At 40.9% G+C, this 18,899-nt stretch carries 18 protein-coding genes; 2 read left to right on the plus strand and 16 right to left on the minus strand.

The genetic code is table 11. The features are described 5' to 3' along the window. Positions 1 to 15: 15 nt before the first annotated feature. The 4 genes from citF to FGL90_RS03690 are packed head-to-tail and all read right to left on the minus strand — an operon-like array spanning position 16 to position 3,926. Positions 16 to 1,554, minus strand: a complete 1,539-nt coding sequence (citF, locus tag FGL90_RS03675; protein WP_147656917.1) for a citrate lyase subunit alpha — start codon at positions 1,552 to 1,554, stop codon at positions 16 to 18. After that, a complete protein-coding gene (citE, locus tag FGL90_RS03680) occupies positions 1,544 to 2,458 on the minus strand; it encodes a citrate (pro-3S)-lyase subunit beta (protein WP_010619234.1) in 915 nt (304 codons plus the stop codon). The genes citF and citE overlap by 11 nt, the downstream gene beginning before the upstream one ends. Position 2,459: 1 nt before the next feature. Next, positions 2,460 to 2,753: a citrate lyase acyl carrier protein gene (gene citD, locus FGL90_RS03685; RefSeq protein WP_010619233.1), complete on the minus strand. Its 294-nt coding sequence runs from the start codon at positions 2,751 to 2,753 to the stop codon at positions 2,460 to 2,462. Between the two features lie 6 nt (positions 2,754 to 2,759). After that, positions 2,760 to 3,926: an NAD(P)-dependent malic enzyme gene (locus FGL90_RS03690; protein WP_010619232.1), complete on the minus strand. Its 1,167-nt coding sequence runs from the start codon at positions 3,924 to 3,926 to the stop codon at positions 2,760 to 2,762. A gap of 200 nt (positions 3,927 to 4,126) precedes the next feature. Between FGL90_RS03690 and FGL90_RS03695 the strand changes: the two genes are divergently transcribed. Beyond that, positions 4,127 to 5,074, plus strand: a complete 948-nt coding sequence (locus FGL90_RS03695) for a sugar-binding transcriptional regulator (protein WP_010619231.1) — start codon at positions 4,127 to 4,129, stop codon at positions 5,072 to 5,074. 43 nt (positions 5,075 to 5,117) lie between these two features. On the opposite strand, the gene FGL90_RS03700 is transcribed toward FGL90_RS03695, so the two are convergent. The 8 genes from FGL90_RS03700 to FGL90_RS03735 all read right to left on the minus strand — a co-directional run bounded on the left by FGL90_RS03700 (position 5,118) and on the right by FGL90_RS03735 (position 14,580). After that, the gene (locus tag FGL90_RS03700; protein WP_010619230.1) at positions 5,118 to 5,903 is read right to left on the minus strand and encodes an alpha/beta fold hydrolase; all 786 of its coding nucleotides are present in this window, start codon (positions 5,901 to 5,903) and stop codon (positions 5,118 to 5,120) included. Positions 5,904 to 5,970: 67 nt separating this feature from the next. After that, a complete protein-coding gene (locus tag FGL90_RS03705; protein ID WP_010619229.1) occupies positions 5,971 to 7,392 on the minus strand; it encodes an anion permease in 1,422 nt (473 codons plus the stop codon). Between the two features lie 95 nt (positions 7,393 to 7,487). Next, positions 7,488 to 8,417: an L-lactate dehydrogenase gene (locus tag FGL90_RS03710; protein WP_010619228.1), complete on the minus strand. Its 930-nt coding sequence runs from the start codon at positions 8,415 to 8,417 to the stop codon at positions 7,488 to 7,490. A gap of 278 nt (positions 8,418 to 8,695) precedes the next feature. After that, positions 8,696 to 9,580 (minus strand): LysR family transcriptional regulator, encoded by an 885-nt coding sequence (locus tag FGL90_RS03715; RefSeq protein WP_010619227.1) that lies wholly within the window; start codon positions 9,578 to 9,580, stop codon positions 8,696 to 8,698. Positions 9,581 to 9,632: 52 nt separating this feature from the next. Next, positions 9,633 to 11,051, minus strand: coding sequence for an anion permease (locus FGL90_RS03720; RefSeq protein WP_010619226.1), 1,419 nt, complete (start codon positions 11,049 to 11,051; stop codon positions 9,633 to 9,635). A gap of 39 nt (positions 11,052 to 11,090) precedes the next feature. Then, the gene (locus tag FGL90_RS03725) at positions 11,091 to 12,485 is read right to left on the minus strand and encodes a flavocytochrome c (RefSeq protein ID WP_010619225.1); all 1,395 of its coding nucleotides are present in this window, start codon (positions 12,483 to 12,485) and stop codon (positions 11,091 to 11,093) included. Positions 12,486 to 12,501: 16 nt separating this feature from the next. Continuing rightward, positions 12,502 to 13,071: an NADPH-dependent FMN reductase gene (locus FGL90_RS03730; RefSeq protein WP_010619224.1), complete on the minus strand. Its 570-nt coding sequence runs from the start codon at positions 13,069 to 13,071 to the stop codon at positions 12,502 to 12,504. Positions 13,072 to 13,191: 120 nt separating this feature from the next. Beyond that, positions 13,192 to 14,580 (minus strand): class II fumarate hydratase, encoded by a 1,389-nt coding sequence (locus tag FGL90_RS03735; RefSeq protein ID WP_147656919.1) that lies wholly within the window; start codon positions 14,578 to 14,580, stop codon positions 13,192 to 13,194. A 357-nt stretch (positions 14,581 to 14,937) separates the two neighbouring features. Between FGL90_RS03735 and FGL90_RS03740 the strand changes: the two genes are divergently transcribed. Continuing rightward, the gene (locus tag FGL90_RS03740; protein ID WP_010619222.1) at positions 14,938 to 15,384 is read left to right on the plus strand and encodes a DUF2188 domain-containing protein; all 447 of its coding nucleotides are present in this window, start codon (positions 14,938 to 14,940) and stop codon (positions 15,382 to 15,384) included. A gap of 44 nt (positions 15,385 to 15,428) precedes the next feature. Here FGL90_RS03740 and budA read toward each other — a convergent pair whose 3' ends face one another. The 4 genes from budA to FGL90_RS03760 all read right to left on the minus strand — a co-directional run bounded on the left by budA (position 15,429) and on the right by FGL90_RS03760 (position 18,844). Continuing rightward, positions 15,429 to 16,142, minus strand: a complete 714-nt coding sequence (gene budA, locus FGL90_RS03745) for an acetolactate decarboxylase (RefSeq protein ID WP_010619221.1) — start codon at positions 16,140 to 16,142, stop codon at positions 15,429 to 15,431. Positions 16,143 to 16,227: 85 nt separating this feature from the next. Continuing rightward, the gene (locus FGL90_RS03750) at positions 16,228 to 17,412 is read right to left on the minus strand and encodes a hypothetical protein (RefSeq protein WP_147656921.1); all 1,185 of its coding nucleotides are present in this window, start codon (positions 17,410 to 17,412) and stop codon (positions 16,228 to 16,230) included. Positions 17,413 to 17,427: 15 nt separating this feature from the next. Then, positions 17,428 to 18,375 carry a hypothetical protein gene (locus FGL90_RS03755; protein WP_147656923.1) on the minus strand — a complete coding sequence of 316 codons (948 nt, stop codon included), beginning with the start codon at positions 18,373 to 18,375 and terminating at the stop codon, positions 17,428 to 17,430. Positions 18,376 to 18,397: 22 nt separating this feature from the next. After that, complete coding sequence (locus tag FGL90_RS03760) at positions 18,398 to 18,844, minus strand: hypothetical protein (protein WP_010619217.1); 447 nt, start codon at positions 18,842 to 18,844, stop codon at positions 18,398 to 18,400. Between the last annotated feature and the right edge of the window lie 55 nt (positions 18,845 to 18,899).

The following is an 18,899-nucleotide window of genomic DNA, read 5'->3' on the forward strand; positions in this document are numbered from 1 at the left end:
TCATTATAACTCATCCTAATCTTTGACTTCGCGAATCGCGTCAATCAATGAACCATCACGATATTCAATTAGTGCAACTGTTCTATCAGTGAATTCCAAAGGCTTTGGCTTACCAACTTTGGCTTCAGCCATCTTTTGAAGATCTTCAATATGATAAACAGGAACACCAGGAAGTGAACTTAAAGCCTTTACTAAATCTTGGCGTTTAGGGTTAATTGCGATTCCATATTCAGTCACTAAAACATCAACTGAATCTCCGGGTGTAACAACTGTGGTTACATCGGGAACAATCGTCGCAATTCGACCACGAACTAACGGTGCTGAAATAATCGTTAACTTACCCGTAGCAGCGTCTTGATGTCCACCAATTGCACCACGGATAACACCATCTGAACCGGACATGACGTTGACGTTAAACTTCGTATCAATTTCAAGTGCACTTAAGATTACAACGTCCAATTGATCAACCATAGCACCCTTATTATCAGGATCAGCATACCAAGAAGCATCGATTTCTTGTTGCTTAGGGTTTGTGTGCATTGATTCAGCGGCACCCTTATCGAAGTCTTGAACGTCCATAATACGGTCAATAAGACCCTCTTTTAGCAAATCAGTGGTTGGCTTTGTAATCCCACCTAATGCAAATGATGCTTTAATTTTATTATCAATCATTGCCTGACGTAAGTATCGAGTTACAGCCAATGCGGCACCACCGGAACCAGTTTGGAATGAGAATCCATCCTTGAAGTATGGTGAATTAACAATGACATCGTTAACTGTGGATGCAATCTTAAGTTCCTTAGGATCCTTGGTGAAACGCGTTGCACCAGAACCAATTTTGTCGGGATCCCCAACTTTATCAACCTTCACAACGTAATCAACTTGAGTTTGCTTGATTGAGGCAGGTGTATTTGGATATGATTTAATATTGTCGGTCAATAGAACAACTTTGTCGGCATATTGTGCATCCATTAAGGCATAACCAAGTGATCCAAATACGGCGTCACCTTCCATACCATTAGCATTACCCAACTTGTCGGCATTTGGAACGCCTAAGAAAGCAACATCAATCTTGATATCACCGTGTTCAATTGCCCGAGCTCGATTACCATGAGAACGGAAAATAACTGGGTTTTTCAACCCACCATGAGAAACGAAACCACCTAGTGACCCACGCATCCCTGAGCTAGTGATGTTTGTGATTGTACCGGCCTTAATTGCTTCAATAACCATATCATTCATGACACCAGTCAAAGATGATGGGGCAAGAGTTAAGTCTTTAATACCTAAATCGATAACTTCTCTCATAACTTCGTTAAAGACGAAGTCACCATTTCTAAAGTGGTGATGAAATGAGATTGTCATGCCATCTTTAACCGTTTCTTTTACAACATCTTTGATTGAGTCAACGACTTTATTATCACCAGTTGATACGTGTACTTTTGGCGCAACGCGTTGAATTTCAGGATTTCCGATTTCGGTTGTCTTGAAGCCCTCGTAATCATACTTCTTCATTAAATCATCAGGTATCTCTCGATTTACACTATTTTTCAATGTAGTTTCCCTCCTCATCAAGTAAGTTTGATGCTTTAGCAAGCATCATAACTCGTTGGGCACGAAGAACAACTGGACGGTCAACCATTTGACCGTTCATTGAAATAACACCTGAACCCTTAACTTTGGCTTCTTCAATGGCATTGATAACGTTCTTGGCATTTTCAATTTCTTTTTCAGTTGGTTGATAAACATCATTAACCATCGCAATTTGGCGTGGGTTAACGAGTGACTTACCGTCAAATCCAAGTTGATGGATATAACGCGTCTCACGGTAGAAGCCATCAGTATCATCCATATTTGTAAATACAGTATCAAAGGCAGCAATTCCAGCAGCACGAGCTGCATGTAAGACCATGTTTCGGGAAAATTCAAGCTCTGCACCATCTGGATAACGGTGAGTCTTCATATCAGTTGTATAATCTTCGGCTGATAAAGCAACCCCAATCATGCGGTTAGAAGCAGCCGCAATTTCAGCAACGTTTAAAACACCCTTTGCACTTTCGATAGCTGCCATAACGTGCGTTGAGCCAACTTCTCGTCCAACCTGCTTTTCAGCTGCTTCAACATCTTTGACCAAAGTTTTGATCATGTCAGCCGATTCAACCTTTGGCAAACGGATAACGTCTATTCCCGCCTTAACCATTGCAATAACATCGTTGTGATAGTACTCAGTATCTTGGCCATTAACCCGAACGACTAATTCAGCATCCCCATAGTCCTGGGTCTTTAATGATTCATAGACCAAAACTCTAGCAGCATCCTTTTCCGTCATTGAAACGGCATCTTCAAGATCAAACATAATTGAATCTGCTCCGTAAATTCCAGCATCTTTAACCATAGCTGGATTATTACCAGGAACAAACATCATCGTACGGCGTAACCGTTCTTCAGTTTCTGCCATTTTACAATACCTCCCAAGCTGGTTGATCAACTGTATCAGTGGCGCGTTGTGCTGCTGCAAGTGTTCTTGCTTTTACGACACAATCAAGCGCTCCCTTATCAACCGCCTTAATCTTTGCATCAGTTAGGCCAAATTGATTCAGTGTTTCCGTAATCACTTTTTCAATTTGATCACCAAATTGTTTCTTTACATCTGAATCCAATTCAATTTCAACACCATTTGAACCCTTAGAAATTGTAATTTGAATATCTGAAGATTCTAGTGTTCCTGCGATTGCTGTACTTTTTATGTCCATCAATACTCATTCCTTCCTTGTATCTTTTGCATAGTTTATTAAGGCATTGCTTACGCCGCCGACCACTCGTTCATCAAAAACGCTCGGAATAATCTCTTCCGCACCAGGATGGCGCAAAATATCTGCTAATGCTTCAGCGACAATCTTTTGCAAATTGAAATCAACTTGCTTCAAGCCACTAGCCAATAATCCTTTAAACAAACCTGGAAATGCTAAAATATTATTCACTTGATTAGGGTATTCGCTGGAACCCGTTGCAACAATCTTTGCGCCGGCATCCCTACCAACTTGTGGGTCAATTTCTGGCACTGGATTAGCCAATGCAAAAATGATAGGATCATCATTCATTTGCTGAACGTCTTCTTTAGTCAATACGTTGGCATCAGAAAGACCGATAAAGACATCCTGGCCTCCGATAACGTCACTTAACTGCTGACCTTTTAATTCATCCGGAGTTCCAAATGTTCGTGCGGCATCTGTTTGATACTTGTTATATTGGTCATCCTTGCTTGTCACAACCCCGTGAATATCGACTAAGGTAATGCGTTGATACCCAACTGCCCAAAGTAGGTTTGCAGTTGCTAGGCCAGAAGCCCCAACGCCATTTACAACAATTTTCACGTCTTCTGGTTTTTTGTTAACAACCTTTAAGGCGTTAATGAGACCGGCTAGAACTACGATAGCAGTCCCTTCTTGATCATCATGATAAACTGGAATATCCAGTTCTTTTTTGAGCTTTTCTTCAATTTCAAAACATTTAGGAGCTGCAATATCTTCCAAATGAATTCCAGCAAACGATAGTGACACATTCTTAATCGTTTCAACTATCTCATCAGCTGATTTTTGCTCAACTGCGATTGGAATTGCATTGATATTTGCCAAATCCTTGTATAGCAATGCTTTACCTTCGACAACAGGTAGACCAGCAGCTGGTCCAATATTACCAAGTCCCAAAACAGCTGATCCATCTGTAATTAATGCAACCAGTTTTCCGCTCATTGTGTACTTACTCTTTAACTCTGGATGTTGATAAATTAATTTTGAAATAATAGAAACACCGGGAGTATACGCCTTCCCTAAATCTTCTTTGGAATGCACGCCAAGGTCTGACTTTATGTCTAAGACACCCGTATACTTTTCATGCAGTCGTAAAATATCATCAGCTTCTGTCATCACAACATCCCTTTCAATTTAATGTATTTGCTCATTTATATTCAATCTTCTCAACGTCTTAAGTGTACAACTATTTTTAATATTTTTCAAATTTTCATTTATTTTTTTATAATTTTAAAAAATCTTTTTAGTTATTCCAACTCGATTCACATTTGGTGTATGATTGAGGTAACTAATATTTATTTATCGGAGGTGTCACAATGGCCACAGCTAAGGATCGTGAACAATTAGCTAACGTTGCGCGAGATTACTACTTATCGAAGCTCACAATTGCAGAAATTTCAAAGAAATATAATTTAAGCCGCTATTTAATTACCAAGGCATTAGATGATGCCCTTGAAAGTGGTCTTGTAAAAATTAACATCAATGCCCCCATTGATCGAAATCTTGAACTAGAAGCCAAATTCAAAAAAATGTTTAATCTCCAAAATGCCTTTATTATTAAGGATTCAGACACATCGGATGAAGATAACGAGAACATCGTCGAATTTGCAGCCGAAACAATTGAAGAAAAGATTAATCAAAACCGAATTATCGGTGTTTCATGGGGTGGAACGGTTTTAAGCACCATCAATCATATTCAGCCCAAAGTAAAAGATGACCTCATATTCACTCAATTTATGGGTGACAACCTGAAATATGATTCTGCGTCTGGATCAACACCCCTTGTTCAAAAAGCGGCCGCTAAATTTGGTGCAAAGTACTTAACGGTTCCCGGACCGCTCTACATTTTAAACGATGATGTGCGGAAATCTCTCGCAACTGAGCCCGCTCTTATTCCCGCCTTTAATATGATGTCAAAAATGGATTTAATTTTCAGTGGTATTGGCACAATGGCATCCATTGATTCAATTGCGACATGGCGCCAACATAAGCAAGAAATTTTCAAAGGAATTGATTTAAGTCAGGTTGCTGGAATGCTCTATGGCCGCCCATTTGATATTGATGGAAATTTATTGACATCGGGTAATGATAAATTCTTCGGTGCCTCAATTGATACAATCTTGGCAGTTCCTTCTAGAATCGGAATCGTAAAGAGCCGCTTCAAGGGTCGCGCACTTTTAGGTGCCTTACGTGGTGGACTACTCACGGACTTCGTTACAAATGAAGCAGTTGCCAACCGAGTCTTGGTAGAAATGAATGCATAAAAATAATCCTTCCGAGTGGTAAGCACACCGGAAGGATTATTTTTTAACTATTTTCATTTAAAAATTTTAAAAGCCGTTGGTTAAATTCATTCGGTTGCTCAACCATGACCAGATGCCCACAGTTTCCAATAACCGTTGACTCGCCTTTCTTTGCAATGCTTGCAGTCACTTCAGCAAATTTTGCATCAAAGTAAGGTGAGTTTTCACCAGCCATGACTAAAAATGGCACATCAAGTGATTGGACGACATCACGCCAATCTTGCGCCGTATGATCCACGCGTAATGGAAAATTGAGTTCGCGGTCATAAGGGTGGGCTTCCCTCGCCTTGTTTACTAGCTCATACGTTTCATCATCTACTGGATTGACGTTTGCTTTATCGAGTGGCAACTTTAACGCCTGGGGGTAATCAGCCCAGCCAAGTCCCTTAAAGCCAAATTTCCAGGTGTCATCGCTGATCATCTTGGGACTTTGATCAATATCAATTAATGCAGCAAGCTTTGCGGTTCCCACTAGCGAAACGTAGGAAAATAACGTTGCGGCACCCATTGAATTTCCCACACCAACAAACTGTTTAATTTGTAAATGACTCATCAGTTCATTTAGATCCATTCCGTGTCGGCTAATTCTACGACCATGAATCGTATGCTCAGAACTTCCTTGATTTCGTTCATCCAAACAAATAACGCGATATCCATTTTGCAGAAGGAACCTTTTAGTTAAATTCCAAATTTCCTTATAACTGCCAAGTCCCGATAAAAGCACAATTGGTTGTCCTGTTCCTTCATCAGTGTAGTCTAATCTGACATTGTCGCTTGTCACAAACTTCATGCTTATTCTCCAATTCTTATTATTGATTCTAAAAAAGCAGTCCGCATAATCCGGACTGCTTTCTATTTTACCAGAGACCTATAATCTTCATCCAAAGTGATCCAAATCCGATCCAAATAATCAGATAAACAATCCCTAAAATAAAGTTCATCTTCCACCAGTCTTTTTGGTCAATAAATCCTGAACCAAACATTGCTGAGGCTGAACCACTAGCGTAATGAGTGGTTGAACTAAATAGTGAAGCCGTGTAGCCAAGCATTAGTGCTGACATTGTAGCTGGCGCACCAGCTGCAATCGCAACACCCAGCAAAGCACCATACATAGCGGAAACATGTGCAGTTCCACTAGCAAATAGGTAGTGAATGTAGAAATAGAATACACAGAGAATTGCTAAAACAAGTCCCCAACTTAAGCCGTGAAGTGAAGTCGCAATCGTATGTGATAACCAAGGAATAAAACCAAGTTTAGTTAATTCGTTAGCCATGAAAATTAAAATTGAGAACCAAACAACAACGTTCCAGGCCCCTTTTTCATTTAGGACATCATTAATCGTAATGACTCCTGTTAAAAGAAGAAGTGAAACAGCGATAAAGGCAACCAGGGTTGCTTCCATACCAATGAAGCTAGATAAAATCCAAAGAACAAGCGCAATGACGAAAATACCAGCCATCAACTTTTCAGCTAACGACATCTTTCCCATTTTGGCTAATTCATCTTCAGCCCATTGCTTTGCATTTGGCGTATCTTTAATTTCTGGTGGATACATTTTATAAATAATAAATGGCACAATCAGGAAGCTAAGAATACCAGGAACAATACTTGCTGCAAGCCAGCTGAACCACGTAATGTGAACATGGAAAGCAGTTGCTAAAGCAACGGATACAAGGTTTGGCGCCATCGCTGTTAAGAAAATAGCACTATCAATGACGTTACCATGAAAGGCCGTATAAACTAAAAACGAACCAATTTTTCGACCAGTACCATCATTTGCATGAGAGCCAAATGAATCAGCAATTGAGTCAATAATAGGAAGAACAATTCCTCCAGAACGTGCTGTATTACTTGGAGTAGCTGGTGAAAGAACTAAATCGACACCCATTAGTGCATAGGCCAAGCCAAGCGTCCTCTTACCAAACAATTTAACGAATGTAAGTCCAATTCTTTTACCAAAACCAGTTTTGATAAAACCACGAGATAGAATGTAAGCCATCGCGATCATCCAAACCGTTCCATTACCAAATGCCAACATCGCATCATCTAATGGAACAATTCCGAATAGAATTGTTAGCGTAATTCCTATTAGTGATACTCCCGCAATGGGTAGCGGCTGAGTAATACAGCCCAAGATAGTTGCAACGAAAATTGCTAAGATATGCCAACCAGCCATTGAAACGCTAGCCGGTTTAATTGGTGATGCAAACCAGATTATTAAGCCAACAACAACGGGCAAAATAAACTTTTTGTAATCAACTTTTGAAAGTTGTGACATGATTTTCACTCCCTGATTTTTTGTTTTATTTAGTAAAGCATTTAAGCACTTGTTACTTATTTAACATGCATCTTCAAATTTTTTATTTTTTTAACTTATTTAACTGCCATTAACACTTCGTTCATCTTTTCAGCAGAATTCGTCATCTTATGTGACTCCTCTTCTGATAAAGGAACCTCAATAACTTGTTGAATTCCGTTGCCATCAATAATTGCTAAAGTACCTAAATATAAATCGTTGATTCCATATTCACCAGTTAATGGTGCGGAAATTGGAAGTGCAACATCTTCATTATTCAAAATTGCCTTACAAATCTTAGACAAACTCATTGCGACGCCGTAGAAAGTTGCGCCCTTCAATCCAATGATTTGACCGCCCTTTTTCTTGACGCTTTCTTCAATTTCGGCGAGGCTGTCTGCACTTAACGCAGAGTATTCGCTAAGTGGTTTACCTGAAACCGTTGCTTCATCGTAATTAGCAAACGAACTATCACCGTGTTCACCAAAGACATAAGCGTTAACTTCATTGACATCCACATTTAATTTGTGGGCAAGCGCTACTTGTAACCTTGCGGAGTCTAAAGAAGTACCCGTTCCAATAACCCGTTCCTTAGGAAATCCAGAAAGTCTCTGAGTGATCGTGGTTAAAATATCCACTGGGTTAGCTGAAACAACGAAGCACCCATCAAACCCGCTCTTTACAACTGGCTGAACGATTGAATCGAGAATCTTCGTATTCTTATTTACTAAGTCTAAGCGACTTTCACCTGGTTTGCGGGGAATTCCTGCAGTAATCACAACGATATCTGCATCGGCTGCATCTTCATACTCCCCAGTGTGAATCTTAGCAGGACCAGCAAAAGGTGTGACATCCTCTAAATCCAAGGCATCCCCTTCAGTATGATCTTTTTTTATATCAACAATAACGAGTTCAGTCGCGCTGACATTTTGTAGTAATGAAAACGCAAATGATGAGCCAACAGCTCCATCGCCAACTAAAACGACCTTACGATTACTTTCTGACATATAAGCACTCTCCTAACATATATACTATAAAAGCAGTTTATTTGCTTTTAATATCACATAAAGTATAACAGGTTTTTCACAAAAATGTTTAACTTTTTAAAATTTTAATCTATTTTTTGATATATTTTAAAAATATGATTGATTAATTTATAAAAAAACGTTTTCATTTATTAATTATAAATCCTAAACTCAGAATTTTTTTGATAATTTGTTCACTAGTTGCTGCGACCAAAATAAATAGCCACCTAATCAACAATTTTTAGGTGACTACTAAGTAACTAATCTATTTGCATTTCACTCATCACATTAATGAATTGATCTTCCAACTCGGTCAGTGGATAGCCTTTTCTAATGACGATTGAAATGTTGAACCGCTCAGGCACTGGGTCACTAACTGGTATCGTCACCAATCGATCATCAGTGTTAACAACATCTTTCACGATTAGACTGATTCCTAAATTGGCCTCTACTAAACTCTTTACCCAAGCGATATCCGGCGTACTATATATTGTTTCTGGGCTAATTCCAGCAAACTCACTAAATGCCTTAAAAGCGATTGGGTGGACATATTTACCATCTAGTCCAATAAATTTCTCATCCTTTAATTCAGAAAAGGCAATCTGCTTTTTCCTCGATATCGGATTATCAGGACTCGCGATAATATTGAATGGCCGACTTCCCAAATGAATCGCAGTAACGTCATCATAATTGATTGGTCGAACAGAGCCTAAAAGGGCGATATCAATATCGCCCTTCCTTAAATCAGATAGTAATTTACCAGAACCAGTTTCATTAACACTCGTTTTTTGAAGAATTCCCTCTTGCAGCAGTTTGCCCGCAATTTGGGGGAAATAAAGAGTGCCAATTATTGGCGGTAATCCAAATTTAATCTTTTCTTGTTTTGCATCCTCAATTTCAAGGTGCGCCAAATTTAAATTCTCTTGTATATGCTGGGCATTTTTATAGAGCAACCGTCCAGCTCGGGTAATGATGGTTTGCTGATGAACCCGGTCCTGTTCTACCAAACTAACACCAAATTCGCGTTCTAACCGCTGAATTGCTTGAGTTACGGAAGGTTGGGACACCGAAAAAGCCGCAGCAACCCGCGTATATTTTCGAAATTCTACTAACGCCATAAAGTACTCAAGATCTCGTGTATTCATCGGTAGCACCCATCCTAGTCAATGTAATTGCAACTATTATACCATTGACCCCTTACCACATACCGAGTAATTTCATCCAAATCGAACCTGCACCTAACCAAATAACGAGGTACACGACACCAAGAATTGCGTTCATCTTCCACCACTCACCTTGGGTAACGTAACCAGATCCAAATAGAATTGGGGCTGGCCCGTTACCATAGTGTGTCGTTGAACCAAATAGGTTACCAAAGAATGCAAGCATCAATGCAGCTAACATCGTTGGAACACCAGCTGAAATTGCGACTGCCAATAATGCGCTGTACATTGCACTAATATGGGCCGTTGCACTCGCAAACAAGTAATGACTGTAGAAGTATGCCAAAATGACAACAACTAATACAATCACCCAATTAAGCCCTTGTAGTGAGCTAGCAATTGTCTTACTCAACCAAGGGATAAACCCAAGTTCGTTCAGTTGACCAGCCATCATCACGAGAACTGAGAACCAAACTAACGTGTTCCACGCACCAGTTTCGTGCGTCACATCACTCCATGAGAGTACCCCAGTAATTAACAGTAAAGCCAATGCAATAAATGCAGTTAACGTTGCGTCCACATTAATAATTGAACCCGTAATCCACAAAAGCAATGCAATCACAAATACACCAGCCATGAATTTTTCCGATAAGCTAAGTGGTCCCATTTTTTTAAGGCCATCCTCAGCCCACTTTTTGGCATGAGGCGTTTCCTTAACTTCTGGTGGATACATTTTATAAATGATAAATGGAACAAGAATTAATGAAATTAAACCAGGGACAATTCCCGCCATGAACCATTTCATCCACGTAATATGGATACCAAGGCTTGCGGCAAGGGATTGAGCAAGGGGGTTACCAGCCATTGCTGTCATGAACATAGCGGCGGTAATGATGTCCCCCTGGAACTCAGCGAATACCAAGAACGACCCAATTTTGCGCTGCGTACCGTCCTTCGGTGATGATCCAAATGATTCGGCTAACGAATTAATGATTGGGTACATAATTCCACCAGCACGTGCCGTGTTACTTGGCGTGGCGGGCGCGAGAATTAAATCGACACCAATTAGTGAATAAGCTAGCCCCAAGGTTCGCTTACCAAATAACCGGACAAATATTAATGCAATTCTGTGTCCAAGACCCGTTTTAATGAATCCCCTAGAAATAAAGAAAGCCATGGCGATTAGCCAGATACTATTGTTACCAAAACCTGTAATAGCAGTTTCCATTGGCACTTCTTTAGTCAAAACTGTTGTTGCAAATCCAATAATAGCAACACCACCAATTGGTAGTGGTTGAGTAATACAGCCAATAATCGTTGCAACGAAGATGGCAAACATATGCCACGCTACGAGCGATACCCCGACCGGCTTGATTGGTGATAAGAACCAAATAATGAGCCCAACTAATATGGGAGCGATAAACTTTTTATACTTAACGTTCTCTAAGGCCATAGTTTTCTCCTCTAGAATCCCTATTTAGATATTCAATTTTTAGTTATTTAGATACTTAAAGACTTGTTGTCCAGCTTGACGACCAAAGATAACTGTTTCAGCAATTGAGTTCCCACCAATTCGGTTATTTCCGTGTAAGCCACCAACAATTTCTCCAGCTGCATAAAGGCCAGGAATTACTTGACCGTCTTCTTTGAGAACTTGAGTGTCCTTGTTGATTGAAACGCCACCCATTGTGTAGTGAACGGCTGGTGCAATGTGGATTGTGTAGAATGGGCCGGTAACAACGCTACGTTCCATCCCAGTTGTTCTGCCAAATTCACTATCATCATGATCGTCAACAGCTTTGTTCCAAGTTGCGACCGTTTGCTTCAAGTTGTCAGCATCTAATCCAGTTTCTTTGGCGACGTCTTCAAGTGTTTCACCCGTCTTAACCAAACCAACGTGATCGTAGAATTCAATGGCCTTTACTCGGTCACGAATGCCGCGGTCAAAGACAAGGTAGGCACCTGTGCCGCCGAGACCGTCGATAGCTGCTGTAACATTCTTACGAGTGTCTAATTCATTGACGAAACGCTTGCCTTCGTTGTTCACGAGGATTGCGCCTTCACCACGAACAGCTTCACCAATCAAGAATACGTGATCAAAGTCTTGTTGAACCGTTGGGTGAACTTGGACTTGATCCATGTCGACAACGCCGGCACCAATTGCAGTTGCTAAGTTGATTCCATCACCAGTAGCACCTGGTTGGTTTGTCGTCTTGTAGCCCTTTAAATCAGGACGATACTTCGTCAATAAGTCTTGGTTAGCACCAAAACCACCAGAAGCTAAGACAACGGCATCTGCGTTGAGCGTCTTTTCGTTACCGGCAACAGTTGCCTTCAAGCCAGTGACTTTGCCATCTGCAGCGGTTAATAATTCCGTTACTTTAACATCGTTGAACACTGGAATTTCGAGTTTTTGGACAAGCTTCAATAATTCAGTGACCAAAAATGCACCAATTGGGGCCATTGAGCTAGGACGGTGAGTTCGCATCTTACTCATCCCACCAGTAATGGTAATGTCATCCAAAATAATGTTGTGGTCAGCTAACCAATCAATTGCTAAAGCAGCATGTTGGGTAAAGTACTTGAGCAATTCAGTATTGTTGCGTTCCCCGCCACCCTTGTAGGTTTCAGCGTAGAATTCATCAAAACTATCAACAATCTTATGGTTTAATTGAACATCCGTTTCGGCGGCGTTCATCCCTGAAGAAGCTCGATTAGTGTTACCACCTAAGTTGTCCATTTTTTCTAAAATAACTGGGTTCAAGCCTAATTCGTGGGCTTGGATGGCAGCAGTCATTCCTGCACCACCAGATCCAACAACGATTAAATCGTAGTTGTCTTTCAATTCACTAGCATCTTTTGGTTCAAATCTAAATTTTTCTGCCATGATTAATCTCCTATTTTTAGTGAAGGACTGCGTTGGCGTCATTACCAATTTTTGAGTAGGTCAGGAAGTTGTTCATGCAACTATCCAAGAACTTGATGGTTCCCTCATCAGTAATTTCACCGTTTTCGTTAAATTTATCTTTTACGTTTGAAAGCATGAACTCATTTCCAGGTAAAACATTTGCGTTAACCCCTGGTGGATCAAGAACTTGGCGTAAATTCATTTGGGATCTAACGGTTCCCTGAATACCATATGAAGCGCCCACAATCATCACGTGCTGATCGTTAAATGGGTGCCGTGCACTTGATAGCCATTCAATAACGCTCTTTAATGCAGCTGGAATTGCATGGTCATATTCTGGTGCAGCAATGATTACACCGTCTGCATCTTCAATCTTATCCGCCATTTCGTTCACAATTGCGGGTGGTGTCTTCATTTCATTTTCACAGAATAGTGGCACACCATTAATTTCTTGAATCTCAATGTCCACTGTTTCTGCAAAGTGACGCTTCATATACTGTAATAAAATTCTGTTGAAGGAGAAGTCGGCATTACTGCCAACGATCCCAATTAGTTTTGGTCTCATGCTGTTGTCCTCTTCCTATTCTTCGTCTTCTTTTTCTCTTAAAAAAATCAATAAACACCCAGTTGCTAATCCGATGAAACATAGTCCTAGAAGTAATAGTGATTCCATAAGTGTGCCTCGTTACTTTCCTTGATCGATGTTTGTCATCTTAAGTGGATCAACCCATTCGTCAAATTGCTCAGCGGTTACTTTGCCAGAATCAACTGCGGCTTCCTTGAGCTTCAGTCCGCGTTTGTCAGCATCTTGCGCAATTAGGGCACTGTCATGGTAACCAATGTGTGGTGAAAGGGCCGTAACCGTCATCAATGAGTTATCAACCAATTCTTCCATTCGATCGGCGTTAACCGTCAAACCATGAATCATCTTGTCGGCAAATCCAGTAATGGTTCCTTGAAGCAAGTCAGCTGATTCCAAGAAGGCATCAATCATCACTGGCTTGAACACGTTCAATTGGAAATTACCTTGTGATGACGCCATTGTGACAACAACGTCGTTACCCATTACTCGAACGGCTGCCATCGTAAGGGATTCCGTTTGCGTTGGGTTAACTTTACCAGGCATGATTGATGAACCAGGTTCGTTAGCTGGAATGTTTAATTCGTCGTAACCGGCACGGGGGCCGCTAGCTAAGAATCGAACATCGTTACCAATCTTCATCACGTCAGCTGCCAATGCCTTCATAGCACCGTGGACAGCGTTCATACCTGAGTGAGCTTCCAAGCCGTAGAACTTGTTAGTGTCAGCGTTAAATGTAATGCCATATTCTTTTGAAATTCGTTTGGCAATTTCAACATCAAAACCTGGTGCAGCATTTAAGCCAGTACCAACTGCAGTTCCGCCCATTGGAAATTCAGCAACTGATTCGTCCAACGCCTTTAATGAAGTTAAATCATGTTCAAGCATGCTGACCCAGCCACTCACTTCTTGACCAAATGTCAATGGAGTTGCATCTTGCAAGTGGGTCCGGCCGATTTTAACAACGCGCCAGTACTTTTCTTGCTTAACTTTTAATTCATCGATTAAATGTTGGATTGCTTTTTCGAGCTTCTTAACCGCAACGCTTGCCGTAATGTTCATGGCCGTTGGGAAGATATCATTCGAACTTTGACCTTTGTTAACGTCATCGTTTGGTAAAATTTCGATATCTGAATTTAATTTGGCTGCTTCGTGAGAAACAACTTCGTTAACGTTCATGTTTGTTTGAGTTCCTGAACCAGTTTGGTAAACCTTTAATGGGAAGTCTTTACGCAAGTCTTCGTCAGAAAGCTTCAATAATTCATCAATTGCGTCCACAATGAGTGAACCCTTTTCCTTGCTGATTTGATCGAGCTCTTGGTTCGCTTGAGCTGCAGCTTTCTTGATTTGAAGTAACGCACGGATAACGTCGATAGGCATGAATTGCCCGGTTGGAAAGTTGTTACGGCTCCGTTCTGTTTGTGGTCCCCACAAAGCAGTTGATGGAATCTTTACGTCTCCGATGGTGTCAGCTTCAATACGATAGTCTTGCATAATTATTCCCTCCAATTAATATAAAGCGTTATCACGAAATGTGAAAATAGTAACATATGGTGACAAATAAATACTTACAACGGCAGTTTATGATGAATAGAGGCTTATAGTCAAATAGTGGGATACCTATAACGCTTGCTTATTTACCCTGATATATCAGCATTCTTTTCGCTATATTTTGAAATGGTCCTTATTAAAATAATTCAAGTAACAAAAGTTTGTACATTCACGTTCAATGTTTTTGAGTGACTAATTATGAAAAGTTCGGCAGATAAGCACTTTTCTTTCCCCGCAACCCCATTTCTCGTTACACTTATCCCAATGACAGTCCCCATCAATTTGCAGGAGGTTGCCCTTATGCCATGGAATATGCAAGATTATCCAAATTCAATGAAGAACATGCCCCATTTGGAACGCAAAAAGGCCATTGATATGGCAAACGCAATGGTCGCAGACGGTTATCCGGAAGACCGGGCAATTCCAATCGCCATGTCGCAAGCCGGAAAATGGTATGAAAATGCTACTGACAAAGAAATTCGGGAATTGCGACGGGAAGGTAATCCTGGTAAGCACGACCAGCATGACGGTGATCCCGAGCATAGCCGATTGATCGATGCTGACGAAATCGTTCAGCACCAAGAAGATGGCTGGGCAGTTATGGCAAAAGGTGCCAAGCAGGCAAGTCACATTTTCGATACGAAAAAAGAAGCCGTCAAACGTGCACGCGAGATTGCGGACAATAAAGACTCTAGCGTCAGAGTTTATCGCAAAAACGGCACGTTGCAGGAAGTTGTGACGCCATAACGAAGAAGTGGCCAGACAATCACCCTTGTCTGACCGCTTCTTTTTTAATTTTCTGCTTTTTTGATATCCGAAAGGACGGCTTCATCATCTAAATCAGCCTTCAGAAATTCACTATTTTCATCGGGCAGATGTAACTGCAATTGATTTAGTGGTTGAATCGCCAGCTCGCCATCAGTCAGCTGACAATCTAACACATGACCGCCCATTTCGTGAGTATCGCTTAAGAAATGTAAATGGAAACCAGGTGACGTCACCCCAGCATACAATGCTGGAGAATAATACCCCGTTAAGGTCCCAGTAACATTAGCCGCGTCAAAGATTTCTTGTTGCGAAGCAGTCTCAGTCAAGGTTGGATACGGTGGTTGCTGACCATGAACAACCCGCGTCTTCATACTCGAAAAAGTGCCATGAACGCTCAGGTAGCTGAACAAGTTCTGTGACTTCAGCCGCTTAGTGGCAACGTCTTTCAGTTCTAGATAGGTTAAATTTGCTATGGGTGTTGACTCCTCCAAGTGAACAAAATGCACGTTCGCAAATGGCACCTTGGCATCCCCATCTACTTTCACAACCTCACCACTCGCCGTTGCCTGATAAACAACGCCATTTAAAATAATGAGTTCGCCGTTCAACCCATCCATCGTTCCGATTCCGGTATCGCCATGCTTAAGTAGCTCATTGACGGTAAGGGTTCCTGCAAATAAACCTGGAACTAAAGCGGCGAGGGTTCCGTGTTGATAAAGTGACTGATTGTTCTCCATTTGATGACTTCCCTTCAAACTACCTCTTTAGTTTAAATCAGAATATCGCAAAAACACATCCTAGATTTAGGATGTGCCAAGATGATTATTCGGAATAAGAATCGGAAACAACTGACCAGCCATTCAAGTCATTTTCTAGTTCACCGCTACCGTTAATTCGGTAATGGGCTATTGTCGGATTAACGCTTGGATCACCACCAGCTGCTTTCATTCTCGCTGTACTATGATTCTCTTTTACATCAACATACAAAAGACCATCTGCTGTTCGTGTATCAAATATAAAGTCACTCATTTTAAAATCTTTTCCTTCATAAATAGTGGCCATCAAATCTGACCACACCCACGCCTTTACCTGCTGCTTTGTTAAGTTCGTCGTATCTACTGCACCGGAATTTGGCACGACATAGTCTTGGCCAGCATTAACTTTTTTCAAAGAAATAGGGACAGTTCCAAAGTTCATTTGGATTTCTCGGCTATTGATATATTGAACTTTATACACACCAAACAACGAGTTACCAGAATACGACTTCAGCAAATAGGTGTTGGTGGCAACCTTTTTGGACATTAAACCTTCATTTATGCCCCAACCGCTACCTTCTACCTTTGTCTGCTTATCGCGCTTGTATTCAATATTACCGCCTTCCAAACTACCCGGCTTGATGCTGAAGGTCACTTTTGTATACGGATAATCTGAATTCTGATTGCCCACGATATCTTCCGTTTTCTCGAAGCCTGACCGCCAGCTTGCCTGTAACTTTGCGGGTGCACTGTCAGTCCATTTACCATCCGTATCACCAACGATATACGTCCCTTTAATATCTTTGTAACTTGTTTGCACGGTATAATATTCGCCCACAACTGTGAGTTTCAGCGAATAAGAATCACCAGTTGAGCTCGTCAACTTTAGGATGTCTGGATTTCCATTTTTGCCGTTAGAAATGGCAGACACTTTGCCGTTCGCAATTGTCCCGCGTTTAACTGAAGTCAATGCCCAGTGCCAAGCTTTCCCTTTCCAATAAAAATTTGAATAGGTTAGTTCGCCACCATTGGTTCTTGTTTGCTGATCCTCCGCAAATTTACCCTTAAGACCGTCTAGAGTCGTTGTGATCGAAGACGGCACTGGTGCATTTACTTTGGATTTTTTAGTCGTTTTCGTGACACTGGCTGATGAAGATTCTTTTATGCTCGCTTTATCCTGCGTTTTGGCATGACAGCCCCCCAAGATGAGCACCACCATTAGTCCAGTAATGAGTAAAACTTTCTTTTTCATAAGGCTCCCCCAAAATTAAAACTGATAAGTTCCGTTCACTGATTGGAAATTAGTCTTTAAGTTATAATCCCCATTTGAAATTGCCGTATTAATGGTGATTGTAAATTCATCATTGTAATCCGGATACCCCATATTTTGTGCGGTTAACGTCACAAAGGTTCCATCATGACTCACCGTTCCAGAGATAATTTGGGCGCTAATAACCGTTCCCCGTTTGGAAGAATCTAAATCCCAGAACCAGTCTCCTGCATAGTATTCAAAATGTGAGCCAGTCACATCGCCACCATTGGTTCGAGTCTCTGGAATTTCCATTGCCTCACCGTCAACATTCTCCTTCAACCAGTCGTAATAGTTGCCCGACGTGGATGTGGAAACATCATTGGCACTGCTGTAACTACTGAGGGCGTCATTTCCAAACGTATAGTCTCCATTTATACTTTTAAAACTCGTATTAAAATTGTAATTGGTATGATCTGAATTATTCCAATGAATTTTGGCTTCATAACTCGTACCTGATTCGTATTTTTCACTGATCAATTGGACCACATAGTCAGCGCTATCTCGCTTAACACTCGTGGCTCTAGCGTTCTCAATTTGGCCTCGCTTGTCAGAACTAAAGCTCCAGTACCAATTATTATCGCTATCCAAATAAAACTGCGAATACGTCACATCCCCGCCATTAGTTCTGGTATCCGGATCCTCAACCGCACTCTGTGAAAAATTGGCGAGCTGCCCAATTCCTGCAGTTGCATGATGAACTTGGACTGTCGCCTGCTTTGTCGAAGACGATGAGGATGCTTTAGATGATTCAACGCTTGTTTTATCAGCATCATCCGTCTTACTGCGACTTTGATTAACAACGATTACTGCAAGCAACACTAAAATAACTGCCGCTAGTACAGAAATAATGATTTTGTTCAGGTTAGATTTGTGTGGTCCCTGGTGCTTTCCCCTAGTCATCATGATTACAACCTACTCCCCTATTTTATCGAGCGCCTCTATACAAATAGCTCCACTTTGATTGAAAATGGGCTTTGCCATGCTCATAATAGCCCGCATTTATACCAAGTTTATTCTTGCTAATCTTCTTGATTTTTAAAGGAACTTTCTCATAATTAGGATCAAATTTACCGACAACATAGTAGTGATGCTTTGACGTCGTTTTATATTTAAAATTGTGTAGACCATGATATGGAAATCTAAATTTCACTGTTTTAGAATACGTATTCCACCCACTAATTCTCGTCATATACGAATGCCGGCCAATAACAAAAGTATTGGTCTTATTATGCCATTTTCCCTTTATCGTCTTGGGTAAGACATTTTTGTGCCAAGTAGCAGCTTTGGCACTATCTACTGAGCTTATTTCTAAACTAAACATAGCCAACAAAGCAATCCCAATTCCTAGTAAAAAGCGATTAATTTTTCCCATAATATCCTCCAAATATTATCGATTATTTTTATAACAATTCTAATGAAAGCATAAC

It is taken from the genome of Secundilactobacillus malefermentans (assembly GCF_008033155.1).
Taxonomy (GTDB): domain Bacteria; phylum Bacillota; class Bacilli; order Lactobacillales; family Lactobacillaceae; genus Secundilactobacillus; species Secundilactobacillus malefermentans.